This is a genomic window from Peptoniphilus pacaensis, assembly GCF_900088125.1.
Taxonomy (GTDB): domain Bacteria; phylum Bacillota; class Clostridia; order Tissierellales; family Peptoniphilaceae; genus Aedoeadaptatus; species Aedoeadaptatus pacaensis.
This window is the reverse complement of the sequence record NZ_FLQT01000003.1, coordinates 565917-583135: the sequence shown is the minus strand read 5'-3', so window position 1 is coordinate 583135 and position 17219 is coordinate 565917. Positions and strand designations below refer to the sequence as shown.

The following is a 17219-nucleotide window of genomic DNA, read 5'->3' as shown; positions in this document are numbered from 1 at the left end:
TGGGAGGGAGCCCATGGTATAATGGAGGGAAGAATAAAGGAGGCATTATGGCGAAGAAATATGTAGAAGGCGAGATTACCGAGCGGCATTTCCCCAACAAATCCGTGGTGGAAACGGAAGACGGCGTGCGGGTCGTGGTGAAAGGCGGCCTGCCCGGGCAAAAAGTGGGCGTGCGCATTACGAGAAACCGAAAGGATAACAAAAAGGGAAAGATCGTGGAGCTTTTGGCCTCCTCACCCATGGAAGAGGCGCCCGATTGCCCTCATGCGGCCATTTGCGGCGGCTGCACCTACCAGAGCTTAAGCTACGAAAAGGAATCGGCGCTGAAAAAATCCATGATCGACGATCTCTACGGCAGGGACGTGCCCTACACGCCGGCGCCGCGGGTCTATCACTACCGCAACAAAATGGAATACACCTTCGGCGATGCGGAAAAAGGCGGCCCCCTCACCCTGGGCCTGCACCACAAAAAGGGCTTTTACGACATCGTCTCCACCACGGGCTGCCTCCTGGTGCCGGAAGACATGGAGGCCATTCGCGCCGCCGTGGAAGACTATTTCCGCGAGCTGAACACGCCCTTTTACCACCGCATGAAACACGAAGGCACTCTGCGCTTTCTCGTCGTGCGCCACGCCCGGGCCACGGACAGCTACTTGGTGAACCTGGTGACCTCGTCAGATGAGGTGGACGAGGCGGCCTTCGTGGATTTTTTGCGTTCCTTGAAGCTAAAAGGAAATATTGCGAGCATTTACCGCACCATCACCGACGACTGGGCCGACGCCATTAAGCCCGAGGAGGTGCGTCATCTCTACGGCGACGAGGTGATCGGCGAAAATCTTTTGGACCTTCACTTCGACATCGGGCCCTTTTCCTTTTTCCAGCCCAATCCCGATACGGCCACGCTGATCTACGAAAAAGCCCGGGCCCTGGCGGCGGAAGAAAAAGGTGTCGTCTTCGACCTCTATTCCGGCACAGGCACCATCGGCCAGGTGCTGGCCAAGGCGGCGAAAAAAGTAGTGGGCATCGAAATCGTGGAATCCGCCGTGGAGGATGCCAATCGATCGGCGAAGCGCAACGGCATCGACAACGCCCGCTTCATCGCCGGCGACGTGCTGGAGATGATCGACACCGTGGAGGAAACCTGCGACCTTCTCGTCGTGGATCCGCCCCGCGACGGCATCCACCCGAAAGCCATCGACAAGCTCGCCGCCCTCGGCGCGGGACGCATCCTCTACATCAGCTGCAACCCCGTGACCCAAGTCCGCGACATCGACATCCTGGAGGCGAAAGGGTATAAGGTGGAACACCTCGAAGCCGTGGACCAATTCCCGAGGACGGCACACGTGGAAGCTATAGCGTTGATACAAAAGATGTAAATAAGGAAGATACCAAGACGTTTTCATCAGTTTTTTCACCCTTAGTAATGTAATCTATTGTCAAATTTAGAGTTGATTTTATAGGATGTATTTTTGTAATTGCCACACTAATCATCAGAACTTTCTTTTGATTTATTAAGAAGTAGGGAATGGATCTGCCATATTTCTCTTGACAGTTTTTCTATCTGTTTATTCATTTCTTCAATTTCATTTTTGTAAATAATGCCAGTTGTATTAGTAGCCTTGGCGATCTGGTTTATATTATTTGTTGCATTTGAGAGTAGCCATTGTAAGTTTCTAAATGGTTCTAAATCTACAACATAAATTTCTTTCTCTAATACACATTTCCTAAGAAAGTGGGACATAGTTTTGCAATTAGCAAGTTTCATTTTCTTTTCAAAAATTTTTTTCTTCTTTGGTTAATTTTATTTCTATTCCTTCATTTCTAAATCTATCTGCCATTTTATTGTCCTTTATAAAATATATTTCGGGGTCTTAGGGTTCTCCCTAACAAGGTTAAAATTAAAAAAATGGAGCATTCCGTAAAGGTCTGCTCCATTAATTTTTTTGTAAGTGTCCGTACACTTACTGTGCTTGCTATTAAAGTTATAAGTGTAAAGCGTTTATTAAGTTTTATTAATTAGACCGTATTTAAATAAATTAATTAAGAAGTATATGGTAGAGTAGAGCAAAATTTATAATTTGATCGATATTGAAAATACTTCCCAATTAAGCTATAATAAAAACCGAGGGAATCCTCGGAAAAATAATCGAATGACTGGAGGTATTTTATTGAAAGATAAGGAAATAAAAGTTGGTCAAATAAGAAAAAAAGAAATTCGAGATGCAGCAATGAGATGTTTTTTGAATAAGGGATTTCAGAATACAACGATGGAAGATGTGATTAAAGAAGTTGGCATGAGCACAGGTGGCGTCTATCATCATTATAAAAGCACAGCTGAAATGCTTAAAGATTTAATGCTTGATGGAAATCAGTATAGAAATAATTTAATTGATAATTATTTAGAAGCTCACATAGGTCAAGATAAATATGAACAGATGAGTGAAATTTTAGTGGATAAGTGTCTACCAGATACAGATATTACTAAGGTTTATTCTCTTTTATTACAATCAAAAAAATATAATGAAGATTTAGAGAAGATGTTTCAAGATTTGAAAACAGAAACAGTAAATCAATTAGATTCAATATCTAATAAATTAGGAATTGATTCAAAGATTTTTGAAGATGGTTTTTTAGTAAATTATATAAATGGAATGATATTAAGCTCGCAAGTTCTTAATGCAAGAGATTCATATGATGAGAATAGGAAATATCTAAAAGATACAATTTTAAATTATATTTTAGATTTAGAAAAAAATAGATAACTAAGGAGGTTTCAGAAATGAATAAAAAATTAGAAGTTAGAGATTTAATTAATGTTGGTTTGTTTGCAGTACTTGGGTTTATTTTTATGCTAATAGGCTCATTTACAGCTATGGTTCCTGTTTTGATGCCAATTGTTCCATTAGTACAGGGAATTTTAGTTGGACCTAGTAACATGCTTTTTTCAACAAAAATTAAGAAGCCAGGAATGCTTTTTATTCAAACAATGCTAATATCTTTAGCTTATGTCATCATGGGTCATGGTCCATGGGCACTTTTAACAGGAGCAATTGCAGGATTTATTGGAGAAATAATATTAAAATCAGGCTCTTATGACAGTAAAGGAAAATCTAGATTAGCATTTTCTTTTTCAAGTCTTTGTACTTTAGGAAACTATGTTCCGATTATCATCTCAAGAAATGAGTATGTACAAGAGCTTTTAAATCAAGGTTATAAGCAAGAATTTATTGACACGATGATGAAAGTTATGCCTGATTGGATTTTAATAGTCATGGCTATTTTAGGATTTATTGGTGCTTTTGTAGGTTGTAGTTTGGGAATTGTGTTCTTGAAAAAACATTTTTCAAAAGTTGGTAAGTAAGAATTAGGGAGCGGGTTATTAGATATGATAAGGATAGATTTTAGAGCAAAATTATTTTTAATGATGGTTATTTCTTTTATTATGACAATTGGAAATATTCAAAGCCTAAATCCTATATATTATGTATTAATATGTATGCTCCCTACTTTTTTATTATTTTTATCTGGACATATAAAATCTGGGATTAAATCAATCATACTTTTTATAATATTGAATATTATAGAAATTAATATTAGAGAATTAAATGATTCTATAATATTATCACTTATACACATAGTTATAATTATAATAAAAAGAGTTTTTGCACCTATGGTTATGGGAAATTATATAATTTTAACGACTAGTGTAGGAGAAGCAATTTGTTCATTAAAAAAGGTGAAGTGTCCTGATCAGATAGCCATTCCTGTTGCGGTTATGGTTAGATATTTTTATGCAACAAGAATTGAGTATAGACAAATAAAACAAGCTATTTATTTGAGGGGTATAAGTTTTAGGAAATTTTTAAAGAATCCTATTTTATTAATTGAATATAGGATAATCCCACTATTGATGACCCTATCAAATTCTGCTGATGAATTGACAGTAGCTTCATTAACTAAGGGTCTTGCTGTCAATCAAAATAGATCAAATATTAGAGAAGCAAAGTTAACATTTGCTGACTATTTAATTTTTTTTGTTTCTATTTTAGTTTTATTTTTTTATATAAGAGGTAGAAAATATGCTTAAAATAAGAAAGCTTGATTTATCTTTTGATGATGAAAATATCTTAAAAAATCTAAATTTTGAATGTAAAGCTGGTGAAATTACAGTTATTACAGGACATTCTGGATGTGGAAAAAGCACACTATTAAAAGCAATTAATGGAGTAATACCTGAATACCTTGATGCTAATATTAGTGAAGAAATAAAATATAACAGCCTAGATTTACTTAGTAAAAATATATTTGAAAGATCATGTATTATTTCAAATGTATTTCAAAATCCAAAATCTCAATTCTACTGTATGAATTCCACTGAGGAGTTAGCCTTTCAGCTAGAAAATAGAAATACTGACAAGTTAGAGATAATCAATAGAATAAAGAAATACTCAAAACTCTTAAATATAGAATACTTACTAGACAAAAATATATTTGATTTATCTGGTGGAGAAAAGCAAATGATAGCACTTGCAGCTTGTGCAATTTCTGAAAATGATATTATCTTATTAGATGAACCATCTTCATCATTAGATAATGAATCTATAGAAAGGTTAAAAGAAGCCTTAGTGAAATTAAAAGAATTAAATAAGATAATAATTGTTGTGGAACATAGATTATTTTATTTAAAGGATATAATGGATAGGCTCTGTATTATTGATAATGAGTCTTTAATTTCATACGAAAAAGAAGATTTAAATGATTATAATTTGAAAGCTATTGCAGAAGGATATGGACTTAGAACATTTAGTAAAATAGAGAAAAGTGATTTAGAGATTAATAAGTATTATAAAGTAAATTTATTGGATGATAAAAATATTTTTAGTAATGGAGATTTATCATGTCATAATTTTAAGAAAAAATATGAAAAGAATAAAATTTTCGACTTTAGTATTTCCTTTAATAAGGGAGTAAATTTTATCATTGGAAAAAATGGAATAGGGAAAAGTACTTTCATTAAATTATTGACCGGTATTACAAAAGGTCACGGAGATGTATTTGTTAATCAAAAAAAAGTTACAAAACAAAATAAAGAAATTTTTATGGTAATGCAAGATCCTAGCTCTCAGCTTTTTACAGAAAGTGTATTATCGGAAGTATCAACAGTAAGTGAAGATACAAGCCTAAATGAAAAAATGTTGGAAAAGATGGGATTATTATCAAAGCTTGAAAAACATCCTCAAAGTTTATCGGGAGGAGAGAAGCAAAGATTGTTGATTGCTATAGCAAGGCTTAGTAATAAACCTATTATTATCTTAGATGAGCCTACAAGTGGATTATGTAAACCACAGATGGATATATTAATTAATTTCCTACACGATATGGAGAGAGAAGGAAAACTCATTATAATTATTACACACGATTATGAGTTTATAAAAAACTGTGGAGGTAATATTTATGAGTTTTCAAAATAAAATATTTTAGAATGGAGGAGTATTGTGGAGTATTTAAAACGCATTTGGGAATATGCAGAAACAGAGAAAAAGTGGATTAAACTTGCTATTTTTCTTTCTAGTATAGGGGTTTTATGTGGAATTATGCCATATATTTTTGCTAGCAGCATTATAAATAATCTAATTCAAGGGAATCATGATACTAAATATTATATGTTACTATGTCTTTTTATATTTCTTGGATATAGCTTAAAATCAATTTTATATTCATTTGCACTAAAAATTTCTCATAAAGCAACCTTTTCAATTTTAAAGAACTTAAGAATAAGTATAGCTCAAAAACTTCCTAGAATGCCTTTAGGAAAGATTATAGACACAAGTAGCGGAGAATTTAAAACAACCATTGTTGACCAAGTAGAAAAAATGGAAAGACCATTAGCTCATTTGCTTCCAGAAATGACGGCAAACATATTAGGACCGCTATTTATCATTATTTATTTATTAATCATTGATTGGAGATTGGCAATTCTTTCTTTAGTTTCAATTCCAGTTGGTATGATGTTTATGGGTTTAATTATGAAAGATTACGCAAGTGATTATGCTAAATCTGTTGAGGTCAATACTAATATGAATAAGTCAATTGTCGAATATATCAATGGAATTGAGGTTATAAAAACTTTTAATCAGGGTGAGAATTCCTATTCTAAATATGAGAATAGTATTTATGCAAATGCTGAATATTTTTATAAATGGATGAAGAAGACTCAATTTTCTATGTCGTTATCTAAAGCAATATCACCTACTACTTTGATAACGATACTGCCTATAGGTTTTTTGATGTATATAGGTGGTAGCCTAGAAATTAGTAGTTTTATAATGGTCATAATACTTTCATTAGGAGTAGCAGGTCCTTTATTAGCCGCAATTAATTTTATTGACAGTTTAGCACAAGTAGGAACAACAGTTAATAGAATAGATTCTATTTTAGCAGCTGATGAACAGATTCATAGCGATAATATAACTTATTTTGAGAACTATGAAATTAAGATTAAGGATTTACATTTTGCATACGATGAAAACAAAGAAATTTTAAAGGGCGTAGATTTATTTGTAGAAGAAAATACTGTTAATGCTTTAGTTGGACCTTCAGGTTCTGGGAAGTCCACTATAGCAAAGCTTATTGCTGGGTATTGGGATATTAGTGATGGAGTAATTACTATTGGAGATAAAAATATATTAGATATTCCACTTAGACAACTATATGATTTGGTAGCATTTGTATCTCAAGACACTTTTCTTTTTAATGATACTGTGATGGAAAATATAAGAATGGGAAAGGTAAATGCTAGTGATGATGAAGTAATAGAAATGGCAAAAGCTTCGGGTTGTCATGAATTTATTATGTCATTAGAAAAAGGATATCAAACGATAGTAGGTTCTGGGGGAAGTAATTTATCTGGGGGAGAAAGGCAAAGAATTACTATAGCTCGAGCTATGCTTAAAAATGCACCAATTCTTATATTAGACGAAGCAACAGCTTATATTGATCCGGAAAATGAAGTTAAGTTACAAGAATCAATTTCTAAATTGATAGAGGGGAAAACTGTTATAATTATTGCTCATAGGCTATCTACTGTAACTGATGTAGATAAGATTTTTCTAGTTGAAGATGGAAAAATATCTTGTGCTGGTAATCATGAAGAATTACTAAATAAAAGCAATACTTATAAAGATATGTGGAGAGCAAATCTAAAAAAATAAGGAGTGCAAAATGATTAGTGGACTTAAAAAAATTTGGAACTTTGCAGATCTTGAGAAATCTAATTTAAATGTCTCTGTGGTCTTTGAGTTTATTTACGCCATATTTAATATGTTACAGATTGTAGCAATTTACATTGTATTAAACTCCATCTTTTCAGATAATAAAAATATGAAAGTTTCATTAATAGTTTTAATATTACTAACTTTAAGTATTATTGGAAGAAGCTATTTTAATTCTCTTGCCCAACTTAAACAGGTACACGCAGGATATTTTATGGTAGCTAATAAAAGAGTAGAAATAGGGAAACTTTTAAAAACTGTACCTATGGGATATTTTAATAGAAATAATACTGCTTATATAACAGGAATAACTACTTCAGTATTGGATGATATAGAAAATACTGCACCATTTATTCTAGTAGGTGTATTAAGTGGTTTAATAAATTCAATAGTTTTTACTTTAATGATTTTTATTTTTGAATTTAAACTAGGATGTATTGTTTTTATAGGAACATTATTATACTTGTGCGCCGTATCCTATATGGAAAAGAAGTCAAGAGTCAGTTCTGCTGCTAGGCAAAAATCTCAATCAGAACTTGTGCAAAGAACTCTAGAATATATACAAGGGCTTTTTGTAATAAAAGCTTTTAATCTTGAAGGTATAAGAGATAAGGAAATAATATCGTCTATTACTAAGAATGAAAAAGTAAACTTAGATATGGAAGAAAGTCTTACTCCCTATATCATAATTCAAGATATTATTATAGCTTTCTTTAGTGTTATTATGATAGCAACATCATTGCAATTATTTTTTAAGGGAAGTATGAATATTTCAGACGGGATAATGGGTATAATAATGTCCTTTCTAGCTTTTAATCATATAAAATCAACGGGTAGCGTATTAGCAACTTTAAGACTAGCAACAAGTTCTATTGAAGAAGTTGAAAAAACTATGAGTATGCCTAAAATCGATATAGATGGCAAAAACATAGATCCAGAAAAATGTGATATAGAATTTAATGAAGTTTCTTTTTCCTACGAGGATAAAAAAATATTAAAAAACATATCTTGTAAAATTAAAGAAAATACAATGACTGCAATTGTAGGACTTTCAGGTTCAGGGAAAACAACTATGTGCAATCTAATTTCCAGGTTTTGGGACGTTGATAAAGGAAGTATAAAGATAGGTGGAATAGATATAAGAAAATATAAGTTAGAATCACTTATGGAATTAATAAGTACAGTTTTCCAAGATGTATATCTCTTCGAAGACACTATTGAAAACAATATAAAATTTGGAAAACAAAATGCAAGCCATGAAGAGGTTGTAGAAGCTGCAAAGAAGGCAAGGTGCCATGAATTTATAGAAGCTTTACCAGAAGGATATGACACTATCATCGGAGAAGGTGGAGCAAGCCTATCTGGTGGAGAAAAACAAAGAATTTCCATAGCTAGAGCCATGCTAAAAGATGCAGATATAATTATCTTTGATGAGGCAACTGCAAATATAGACCCAGAAAATGAAGATAAGCTTAAAGAAGCTATAGAACAACTTACAAAAAATAAGACAGTAATTATGATTGCCCACAGACTAAAAACCATAAGAAATGCAGACCAAATTTTAGTCTTAAAAGATGGAGAAATAGTAGAACGTGGAAATCACGAAGAACTGATTAAAAATAATGGACTTTATTCTGATCTTATCAACGCAAAAGCTAAGGCAGAATCATGGAAATTAAATAATTGATAGGAAGAAAGATTTAAAGTCTTTGAAGAAGAAAACTTAGATTAGAGGATTTATGCCTAATAGCATAAGTCCTTTTTTTATGTTCAAATTAATCATTGAAACTCAAAAATACTATAAAAAATAAAAATTCTGGTTACCAAAGAGGACAAATTTCACTTTATAAAGTGAGGGGTATTTTGTCATCAGGGAAGGTTCGGGCAGGAGTACATTTTATTTTCGTGCGGACAGCAAATGATTTTCGTCCAAAATGAAGCTAATTTGAATGAAAGCAGGTACGAGTGGATAAAAATGATTTAGGGGTTGGCAGAATGTTGATATTAAAAATTATACTAATGACGCTCGGCGTTGCATTTACCGTATTTGGATATAAGATTTATTTTCGAAAGAAGTATAATCTAATCAACGGCTTTGAAGAAGCTTATAAAGCAGGTAGAAAGACAGAATCAGATGCCAAGCGCGTGGGATTGGTAGAATTAATTATTGGAATTAGCCTAATTTTATTTGGAGTCTATGCGATTATTATCAAATAACAGACTGGGATTTGTGAAAGGGTAGTATTAGGTGGCTAGTATTTGGTATGGGTACAATAATCTTTGCGAAATTCAATGGAATATGGCTATTTAAGGAAAACTTGCAATACTATTTTCCGGCAAGTCGTATATAGAGCATAGCAAGAAAAGTCTTGTAGGCAGAATTAGGAGCTTAGAAAAATGGAGAAGACTTTATGAGGAAGAATTTAAGCAAGAAGTTATTTTTACTTGGACTTGTACTATTTGTAATTTCTTACCTACTTCCGGTAGACATATTTCAAAGCTATACAAATCTAAGGCCAACTGGGCTCACATCGATGTTTGTCTGCCCAATTGTTGGACTAATAGGTTTAATATTTGGGGTAAGGGAAAAGGACGGATTATTTATAGTATTGAATATTATGTTAATCTTATTACTGCCTATAGCAATGTTTGTAAGTCATCTAATATAAGTAATGCGACTAAAACAAGAAAATAATAATCTAAACAGCTCTTTGGAGGGCTGTTTTTTCTTAGTTCTAAAATGATATAATAAATTATAAGATGTTTATTGATTAACATGTTCCCACATAAGAGGCTTTTAAGAAGTTGTGTCTTTCATCTCAACTGACCTCTCAAGCTATTCTGAATTAGGTATAATATCAAGGGGAGACTTATATGAAGAGGTTAAATACTCCGCTTGGAGATATATTTATAAAAATAAATGGCAAAGAAATAGGTTACGAATACAAAAAGTGCGCCAATGATAGAACTTGTTCTAATATATTAGGCAGGTACTTAATAGAAATAAGATCCAAACCAACAGGTGAAGAATATAGCATTTCTTGCGAAATTATAAATAATCAATCCTTGAAATCTGAAATAGAAACTGGGGAGATGCTAGAATGTATAGGTTTTTATGGGGAAGAAAGAGTAAAGCTATCTATTGGGGCCTACGGGGAAAGTTGGGGATACATAGGAGGTAGACTAATCGAAGCAAATAATGATTACGATATAGAATATAAGCCTAATGGTCTATCTTATTTGGTATTAAAAGAAACTCAAACAGAGAAATATTACTTCGCAATCTCATGGATTGATGATGTAGGATATGAAGATCCTATAAATAATGGTGAGCATGATAGAGATGTAGAGACTTGGTTTGGCTCAGATCCTATGTTATTAATATGAATTGCCGGCATCTACGAAAGTAGGTGCTTTTCTTATACCTAATTTAAGGAGGGTGGTAATATAAACATTTTAAATAGAATATCCATCCATAAGGGCACAGGTAAGTCGAGAGACAAACCTAAAGACGGGGAGATCTTCTTCGTCTTTTTTATTTGGGAGAACAACAGCAGGTAGGAATGTAAACGAATTTACTGCCATGCAAATGACGGCAGTTTATTCATGTGTAAGAGTTCTTGCTGAAACCTTAGCAGGAGTTTCTTATTTTTCATATAAAAAGGTATACTCTTTGTAAAGTATCTAGTAAGAAAGAGAATAAAAAGTTAATTGACTTATTCCAACATACGAAGCGTTAGAGAAATATTAATTTTTATCCATACTGACCACTCGAGCCACGTTGAAGCCCTAACCCTATTGGTACGAGATTCGCACAGCGAATCGAAGTAGCAATAGAGGAAGGTCAGTAGACATTTGCACCAAATCAAAGATTTGGGCAAATGGTTGCATCAGACCTACATTGATTCGCTTTCGCTCATCATGTTAGGTCTTGATCATACCAAGAATCTCCAAGAGAGGCGCCCGCTAGGGTGATTCGATAGGCAAGATTCGACGGCTGAGGCTATAGTATTGATGTCAAGAAACCAGGATAATAGGCTATAAAATTGATGCGGAGGTATAAATCCTTATTGAACTGAAAAGGCAGATAAGAGATTTGCTAATGACCGTCAAAGATACAGACGAACAGTTGGTTTTGATGTATCGCTATCTTCATAACTATACTTGGGAGCATATCGGGAAAGTTCTATTTGCCGATGCAAGAACGGTAAGGAGGTGGCATAAAAAGGCACCTGAAACGACGAAAGCTCCGGAACATCCGATTCGCATTACAAATGGTTCTTGAGGATTTTAGATGTCAGATAAAAAGGAGAGATGGTGCTTGTAATGTCATTCCATAAACTTATATGCTCCATGATCGGAGTATGAACATAAAAGAAACTAACATTAATTACAATAAAATAAGATGACAAGATTATGCAGAAGCAATTTTGATATCTTACGAAATAAGACTTGACATGAAGAACAATTGGTGATACGGTAAACACATCAAAATAAATTGATGTGAGGGGGTTTTATGACCAGAGACTTAGTAAAAACTGCAAAGATATTTAAAGCCTTTTCTGTGGCGATTCGCCTAGAGATATTAGATTTATTAAAAAATGGGGAAGAATGTGCCTGTGTTTTACTGGAAAAACTAGATTTAACACAATCAGGCTTGTCATACCATATGAAAATATTGATAGAGTCAGGAATTGTTACAGCAAGAGAAGAAGGCAAGTGGGTTTACTACTCTATATCTGAACAAGGAAGACAAAAAATAATACAGATGTTTTTAGAATCTACAGCAAGACATTAGTTACCCTTAGGGGTAACTAAAAAAAGGCTATTCACATCAAAATAATTTGATATATCAAAAAATTCAATTCGGGAAATTGAAGAAAGGGTGTAAAAAATGAAAAGAATGTCAATTTATGAACCGGCTATGTGTTGTGATACAGGTGTTTGCGGAGTTAATGTAGATCCTGAACTCGTACGTATTTCAACAGTAATTAATAACTTGAAGAAAAATGGTATCACTATTGAAAGATACAATTTATCAAGTGAGCCGGCGGCCTTTGTCAATAATAGCAAGGTAAAAGATGCTTTGGATAAAAGTGGAACCGATGGGCTGCCATTAATCCTTGTGGACGACGATATAGTCATAGAAGGCAGATATCCAAAGAATGAAGAAATAATGGAACTTTTACAAATCTCTAAAGATTATCTTGAAAGTAGTGAAGATAAAGAACCAAATCAAGGGTGCTGTGGAAATAATAGCTCTTGTTGCTAAGGGGAACTTATCATGAAGGAATTTAATCTTGAAAATGTTGAATTAACTAAATATCTATTTTTCACAGGCAAGGGAGGCGTTGGTAAAACATCTGCAGCTTGTGCAACAGCAGTAACTTTAGCAGACGAAGGAAAGAAAGTACTACTTATTAGTACAGACCCTGCTTCAAATCTTCAAGATGTTTTTGAAACAGAATTAGGCGGTGAAGCAAAGCCGATTAAAGGAGTAGAAAATTTAGAAGTAATCAATCTGGATCCATTGGAAGCGGCGCATAACTATAAAGAAAGTGTAGTAGCACCTTTTAGGGGCAAATTACCTGATTCTGTTATTGAGAATATGGAAGAACAGCTATCCGGATCTTGTACAGTAGAGATTGCTGCCTTTAATGAGTTTTCTAATTTCATTACAAATCCTAAGCTCAATACAGACTATGACCATATCATATTTGATACAGCGCCTACAGGTCATACTCTTAGAATGTTACAGCTTCCTTCTGCTTGGACTGATTTCATCAGTGAAAGCACACATGGAGCATCTTGTTTAGGACAGTTATCAGGATTAGAGTCTAAAAAAGAAACCTATAAACAGGCAGTTGAAAATTTAGCAGATGGGAGTTTAACAACCCTAGTATTAGTTACAAGGCCTGATAAAACACCACTTAATGAGGTAGCCAGAGCATCAGAGGAGCTATCTGAGATTGGAATAAAAAATCAAATACTATTGATTAATGGTGTCTTAGAAAAATATGATGATGACTTATCTGAAAGTATATACAAGAAACAAAAGTTAGCCCTTGAAAATATGCCGGATATGTTAACTGAGTTTGAGACCTATACGATCGCCTTGAGATCATATAACATTACCGGAATTGAATCTATAAGAAATCTCCTTAAGAGGGATCAAATTAATGAAGAAAAAGAGGAAGTAAAAGGCAAACTCTTTAATTTAGATGATGTTGTTAGCGATCTTGTAAAAAATAATAGAAAAGTCATCTTTACTATGGGTAAGGGCGGTGTAGGAAAGACTACTATTGCAGCTTCTGTTGCCCTCAAGCTAAGCAAACTTGGTAAAAAGGTACACCTAGCTACAACAGATCCCGCTGACCATATAAAATTTATGATAGATAGTTCAAGCGGAATATCTATGAGTCATATTGATGAAAAAGAAGAATTAAAAAAATATCAAGATGAAGTATTAGAAAATGCAAGAAAAACAATGAATGAGGATGATGTAGCTTACATTGAGGAAGATTTAAGATCACCATGTACACAGGAAATAGCTGTATTTAGGGCTTTTGCAGAGCTCGTGGAAAAAGCAGATGATGAAATAGTGGTAATTGATACTGCTCCTACGGGTCATACCTTGTTACTCTTAGACTCAACTTTAAGCTATCATAAAGAAGTTGAAAGAACACAAGGACAGATACCTGAATCTGTAAAAAAATTGTTACCTAGATTAAGAGGAGAGGAAACAGAAGTATTAATCGTTAGCTTGGCGGAGGCTACCCCATTTTATGAGGCATATCGATTGGAAGAAGATCTAAAAAGGGCATCGATTCATACAAATTGGTGGATTGTTAATTCATCCCTATATAAAGCAAATCCCGGCAACAAGATGTTATCTGCCAAAGCAAATGAAGAAGTTAAGTGGATTAACAAGATATTAGATCACACTTCAGGAAAACTTGCCGTCGTTGAATGGACAAAAGAAGACCTTCGTGGTGATAAACTTTATTTGATATAGAAGGAAAAAATGAAGAAAACTAAAGTTGCCTTTGTGTGCGTTCACAATTCATGCAGAAGTCTAATCGCTGAAGCACTGACAAAAAAATTCGCCGGAGATTCTATTGAGGTATATTCTGCAGGGACAGAATTAAAGGATCAAATTAATCAGGATGCAGTAAGGCTTGTCAAAGAAATGTATGTCATTGATATGGAGGAGACTCAAAAGCCAAAGCTTCTAGGTGATATTCCTGAAGTTGATTACCTCATCACAATGGGATGCAATGTCGTTTGTCCAATTCTGCCTTACACTGTTAAAAAAGATGATTGGGGACTAGAAGATCCTAGTGGAAAAAATGATGAAGAGTTTATAAAAACTATTAAGGAGATTGAAAGTAAGGTTCATAAATTAATTGAGGAAGTTGAGGCAAATTAAGAATGAAGAAAACAAATGATATTGGTTTTTTTGAGAAAAACCTGACTTTTTGGGTGTTAATTTGTATGGTAATAGGCGTACTTATTGGGAACTATTTTCCTTATATTCCAGAGTGGTTAGGAAAATTTGAGTTCTACAACGTGTCTATACCGACAACAATTTTACTTTGGATAATGATTTATCCAATGATGTTGAAAATTGATTTTAAGAGTATAAAAGACATAGGAAAAAATCCTAAGGGTCTATTTATTACATGGTTTGTAAATTGGATCATTAAGCCACTCACTATGTATTTAATCGCGTCCTTATTTTTCTTTATTGTTTATAAAGGATTTATTAATAAGGAATTGGCATCAGAATATTTAGCAGGAGCGGTTTTACTGGGAGCTGCACCATGTACCGCAATGGTATTTGTATGGAGCAAGTTAACAAGAGGTGATAGTGCTTATACCTTAGTACAGGTAGCTAGTAACGACTTAATCATCTTGATTGCATATATACCGATTGTGAGCTTCTTATTAAAGGTTGGAAATGTAAATATTCCATGGGAAACACTTTTATTGTCCATTGTATTATTTATTGTCGTTCCTCTTGTTTTAAGCATGGTAACTAGAAGTATAATAATTAAAAATAAAGGGGAGGACTACCTAAATAATACGTTTATCCCTGCATTTGATAAATACACTATGGTGGGATTATTGTTGACCTTGATTATAATATTTTCATTTCAAGGACAGAAGATATTGGATCAACCATTAAATATTGTCCTTATTGCAATTCCTTTGATTATTCAAACTTTGTTTATATTTGGAGTAACATTTTTCATGGCATATTTAGCAAAGCTACCATATTCAATAGCAGCTCCATGTGCCATGATTGGTGCATCTAACTTTTTTGAGCTGGCCGTTGCAGTTGCCATATCTCTATTTGGACTATCATCAGGAGCTACCTTAGCAACTGTAGTAGGCGTTCTGGTTGAAGTTCCTGTTATGTTGGCCTTGGTAAGAATTGCCAACTCTATGGAAAATAAATTTAATCGTTGAATATGAGTTAAAACTGCCAACAATAAACAAGTGGTATTAATTTACAAAATGCCGGATCAGAGATCACCCTAAACGTCTTAGAATGTCCATCTATAGTCTGTGGTACCATATAATCAGCAAGAAATATAATATAAGCCTTGGAGGGAAACCTTCAGGGCTTTTCTTATACCCATTAGGAGTCGGAAGGATTGCCAAGAAAGCCAAAGCGACTTGCTCTTATTCTCAGTAAGTATTGCTAATAATACAAAGCACCGATTTTTAGAAAATTAAGAATCTTAAGTTTACGGAGATTAGAGATTTGGAGTTTTATTCAATATCAAATCCCAGGTATGGAATGGCTCAATGAATTGACAGGAGAAGTATTAGCAAATCATGGTTTTGATATGACTTCAAAACTTGGAAGAAGCTTACAATTTTTCATCTATGATGCTATAAAATGACTAATGATGATTGGGGCTTCCTTTAATATCATGTTTAATAACTTATTGTGTTAGTTGGGTATATGTTAAGTGTGGAGGTGCTTTTATGTTAAAATTCATGAGAAAAATTCCCGGTGGCATGCTTTTAATTCCTATGCTAATCAGCGCATTATTTGCAACATTTTTGCCGGACATTTTTAAGATAGGCGGGATGACGGAAGCATTCTTTACCACGAAAGGTATTAACTACATAGTTGCTCTGGTTTGCTTTTGTTCGTCAGCAGCCCTGGATTTAGAAAAAATCAAAAAAGTATTAAAGAAGCAGGGTTCGATTTTGCTGGTAAAAATTATACTTTGTTTTGCTTTTTCAATTCTATTCTTCCGTTTCTTTGGAATGGAAGGCATTTGGGGCATTTCAGCCATTGCCTTTACTACAACGATTTGTTCACTAAATCCATCCCTATACCTCGCTCTTGTTAGCGACTACGGAAGCGAAAGCGATGAAGCAGCATTTGGACTTACTGGTCTATTATGTGTGCCGGCTTTCCCGATATTGGTGTACAGCGTGTCCAAAGCATCGAGTGTTGATTGGATGCCGGTTATTTCAGTATTAATTCCGATTTTATCGGGAGTAATCATTGGCAACTTGGACAAAGACCTGGGCAAATTTTTCTCGGCAGCAGTTCCTATTCTAAACCCATTTATGGGCTGGGCATTCGGTGCCGGAATTAATTTGATCTCAGCTTTTAAAGCCGGATTTGAGGGAATCATTTTAACTGTCATTTTCTATGTTATTTGTTTTCCGCTCATTTGGCTTTTCGAAACAAGGGTTTTAAAAGAAGACGGAATGACAACCTTTGGAATCACATCGATCGCCGGTTTGTCAGTTTCTGTGCCTATGATAATCGCCGCAGCTGACCCGAGTATAGCTGAAATTGCAAGGCTAGCGGTTGCACAAATTGCATTTGGCGTGGTGCTGACGAGCATTATCACTCCAATATTAACTGAAAAGTATGCAAGGAAGCGAAATATTCAAAAGAGAAGTTTAAACATGTAA

General features: G+C 34.2%; 17 protein-coding genes and 2 pseudogenes. 17 read left to right on the top strand and 2 right to left on the bottom strand.

The window, feature by feature from the left end; genetic code table 11:
• Positions 1-47: 47 nt before the first annotated feature.
• Complete coding sequence (gene rlmD, locus BN7444_RS02835; RefSeq protein WP_068455466.1) at positions 48-1376, top strand: 23S rRNA (uracil(1939)-C(5))-methyltransferase RlmD; 1329 nt, start codon at positions 48-50, stop codon at positions 1374-1376.
• Positions 1377-1380: 4 nt separating this feature from the next.
• Here rlmD and BN7444_RS09645 read toward each other — a convergent pair.
• Positions 1381-1491: pseudogene (locus tag BN7444_RS09645) on the bottom strand (relaxase); the annotation flags it as partial.
• A pseudogene (locus tag BN7444_RS02830) lies at positions 1484-1838 on the bottom strand (plasmid mobilization protein). The pseudogenes BN7444_RS09645 and BN7444_RS02830, both read right to left, overlap by 8 nt.
• A gap of 312 nt (positions 1839-2150) precedes the next feature.
• On the opposite strand from BN7444_RS02830, the gene BN7444_RS02825 reads away from it, so the two are divergent.
• The 16 genes from BN7444_RS02825 to BN7444_RS02750 all read left to right on the top strand — a co-directional run bounded on the left by BN7444_RS02825 (position 2151) and on the right by BN7444_RS02750 (position 17219).
• Positions 2151-2762: a TetR/AcrR family transcriptional regulator gene (locus BN7444_RS02825; protein WP_082941232.1), complete on the top strand. Its 612-nt coding sequence runs from the start codon at positions 2151-2153 to the stop codon at positions 2760-2762.
• 17 nt (positions 2763-2779) lie between these two features.
• Positions 2780-3361: an MptD family putative ECF transporter S component gene (locus BN7444_RS02820; RefSeq protein WP_054253434.1), complete on the top strand. Its 582-nt coding sequence runs from the start codon at positions 2780-2782 to the stop codon at positions 3359-3361.
• Positions 3362-3385: 24 nt separating this feature from the next.
• Positions 3386-4087, top strand: a complete 702-nt coding sequence (locus BN7444_RS02815) for an energy-coupling factor transporter transmembrane component T (protein WP_002836640.1) — start codon at positions 3386-3388, stop codon at positions 4085-4087.
• Positions 4080-5471, top strand: coding sequence for an ATP-binding cassette domain-containing protein (locus BN7444_RS02810; RefSeq protein ID WP_068455460.1), 1392 nt, complete (start codon positions 4080-4082; stop codon positions 5469-5471). The genes BN7444_RS02815 and BN7444_RS02810 overlap by 8 nt, the downstream gene beginning before the upstream one ends.
• Positions 5472-5495: 24 nt before the next feature.
• Positions 5496-7211, top strand: a complete 1716-nt coding sequence (locus BN7444_RS02805; RefSeq protein ID WP_245654183.1) for an ABC transporter ATP-binding protein — start codon at positions 5496-5498, stop codon at positions 7209-7211.
• Between the two features lie 10 nt (positions 7212-7221).
• Positions 7222-8958 (top strand): ABC transporter ATP-binding protein, encoded by a 1737-nt coding sequence (locus BN7444_RS02800; RefSeq protein WP_068455456.1) that lies wholly within the window; start codon positions 7222-7224, stop codon positions 8956-8958.
• 278 nt (positions 8959-9236) lie between these two features.
• Entirely contained in the window at positions 9237-9488 is a 252-nt protein-coding gene (locus BN7444_RS02795; RefSeq protein WP_335340606.1) for a DUF3784 domain-containing protein, read from the top strand.
• A gap of 194 nt (positions 9489-9682) precedes the next feature.
• Complete coding sequence (locus tag BN7444_RS09490) at positions 9683-9940, top strand: hypothetical protein (RefSeq protein WP_068455450.1); 258 nt, start codon at positions 9683-9685, stop codon at positions 9938-9940.
• Between the two features lie 205 nt (positions 9941-10145).
• Positions 10146-10658 carry a hypothetical protein gene (locus BN7444_RS02785; RefSeq protein WP_068455447.1) on the top strand — a complete coding sequence of 171 codons (513 nt, stop codon included), beginning with the start codon at positions 10146-10148 and terminating at the stop codon, positions 10656-10658.
• A gap of 715 nt (positions 10659-11373) precedes the next feature.
• On the top strand, positions 11374-11556 hold the full coding sequence (locus BN7444_RS02780; RefSeq protein WP_068455445.1) for an RNA polymerase sigma factor sigma-70 region 4 domain-containing protein: 183 nt from the start codon (positions 11374-11376) through the stop codon (positions 11554-11556).
• A 231-nt stretch (positions 11557-11787) separates the two neighbouring features.
• Positions 11788-12069 (top strand): ArsR/SmtB family transcription factor, encoded by a 282-nt coding sequence (locus tag BN7444_RS02775; protein ID WP_068455443.1) that lies wholly within the window; start codon positions 11788-11790, stop codon positions 12067-12069.
• Positions 12070-12165: 96 nt separating this feature from the next.
• Positions 12166-12543: an arsenite efflux transporter metallochaperone ArsD gene (gene arsD, locus BN7444_RS02770; RefSeq protein WP_068455441.1), complete on the top strand. Its 378-nt coding sequence runs from the start codon at positions 12166-12168 to the stop codon at positions 12541-12543.
• A gap of 12 nt (positions 12544-12555) precedes the next feature.
• Entirely contained in the window at positions 12556-14286 is a 1731-nt protein-coding gene (gene arsA, locus BN7444_RS02765) for an arsenical pump-driving ATPase (RefSeq protein WP_068455439.1), read from the top strand.
• A 9-nt stretch (positions 14287-14295) separates the two neighbouring features.
• Positions 14296-14700 (top strand): arsenate reductase ArsC, encoded by a 405-nt coding sequence (locus tag BN7444_RS02760; protein ID WP_068455436.1) that lies wholly within the window; start codon positions 14296-14298, stop codon positions 14698-14700.
• A 2-nt stretch (positions 14701-14702) separates the two neighbouring features.
• A complete protein-coding gene (gene arsB, locus BN7444_RS02755; RefSeq protein WP_068455433.1) occupies positions 14703-15743 on the top strand; it encodes an ACR3 family arsenite efflux transporter in 1041 nt (346 codons plus the stop codon).
• Positions 15744-16268: 525 nt separating this feature from the next.
• Positions 16269-17219, top strand: coding sequence for a 2-keto-3-deoxygluconate permease (locus BN7444_RS02750; protein WP_068455432.1), 951 nt, complete (start codon positions 16269-16271; stop codon positions 17217-17219).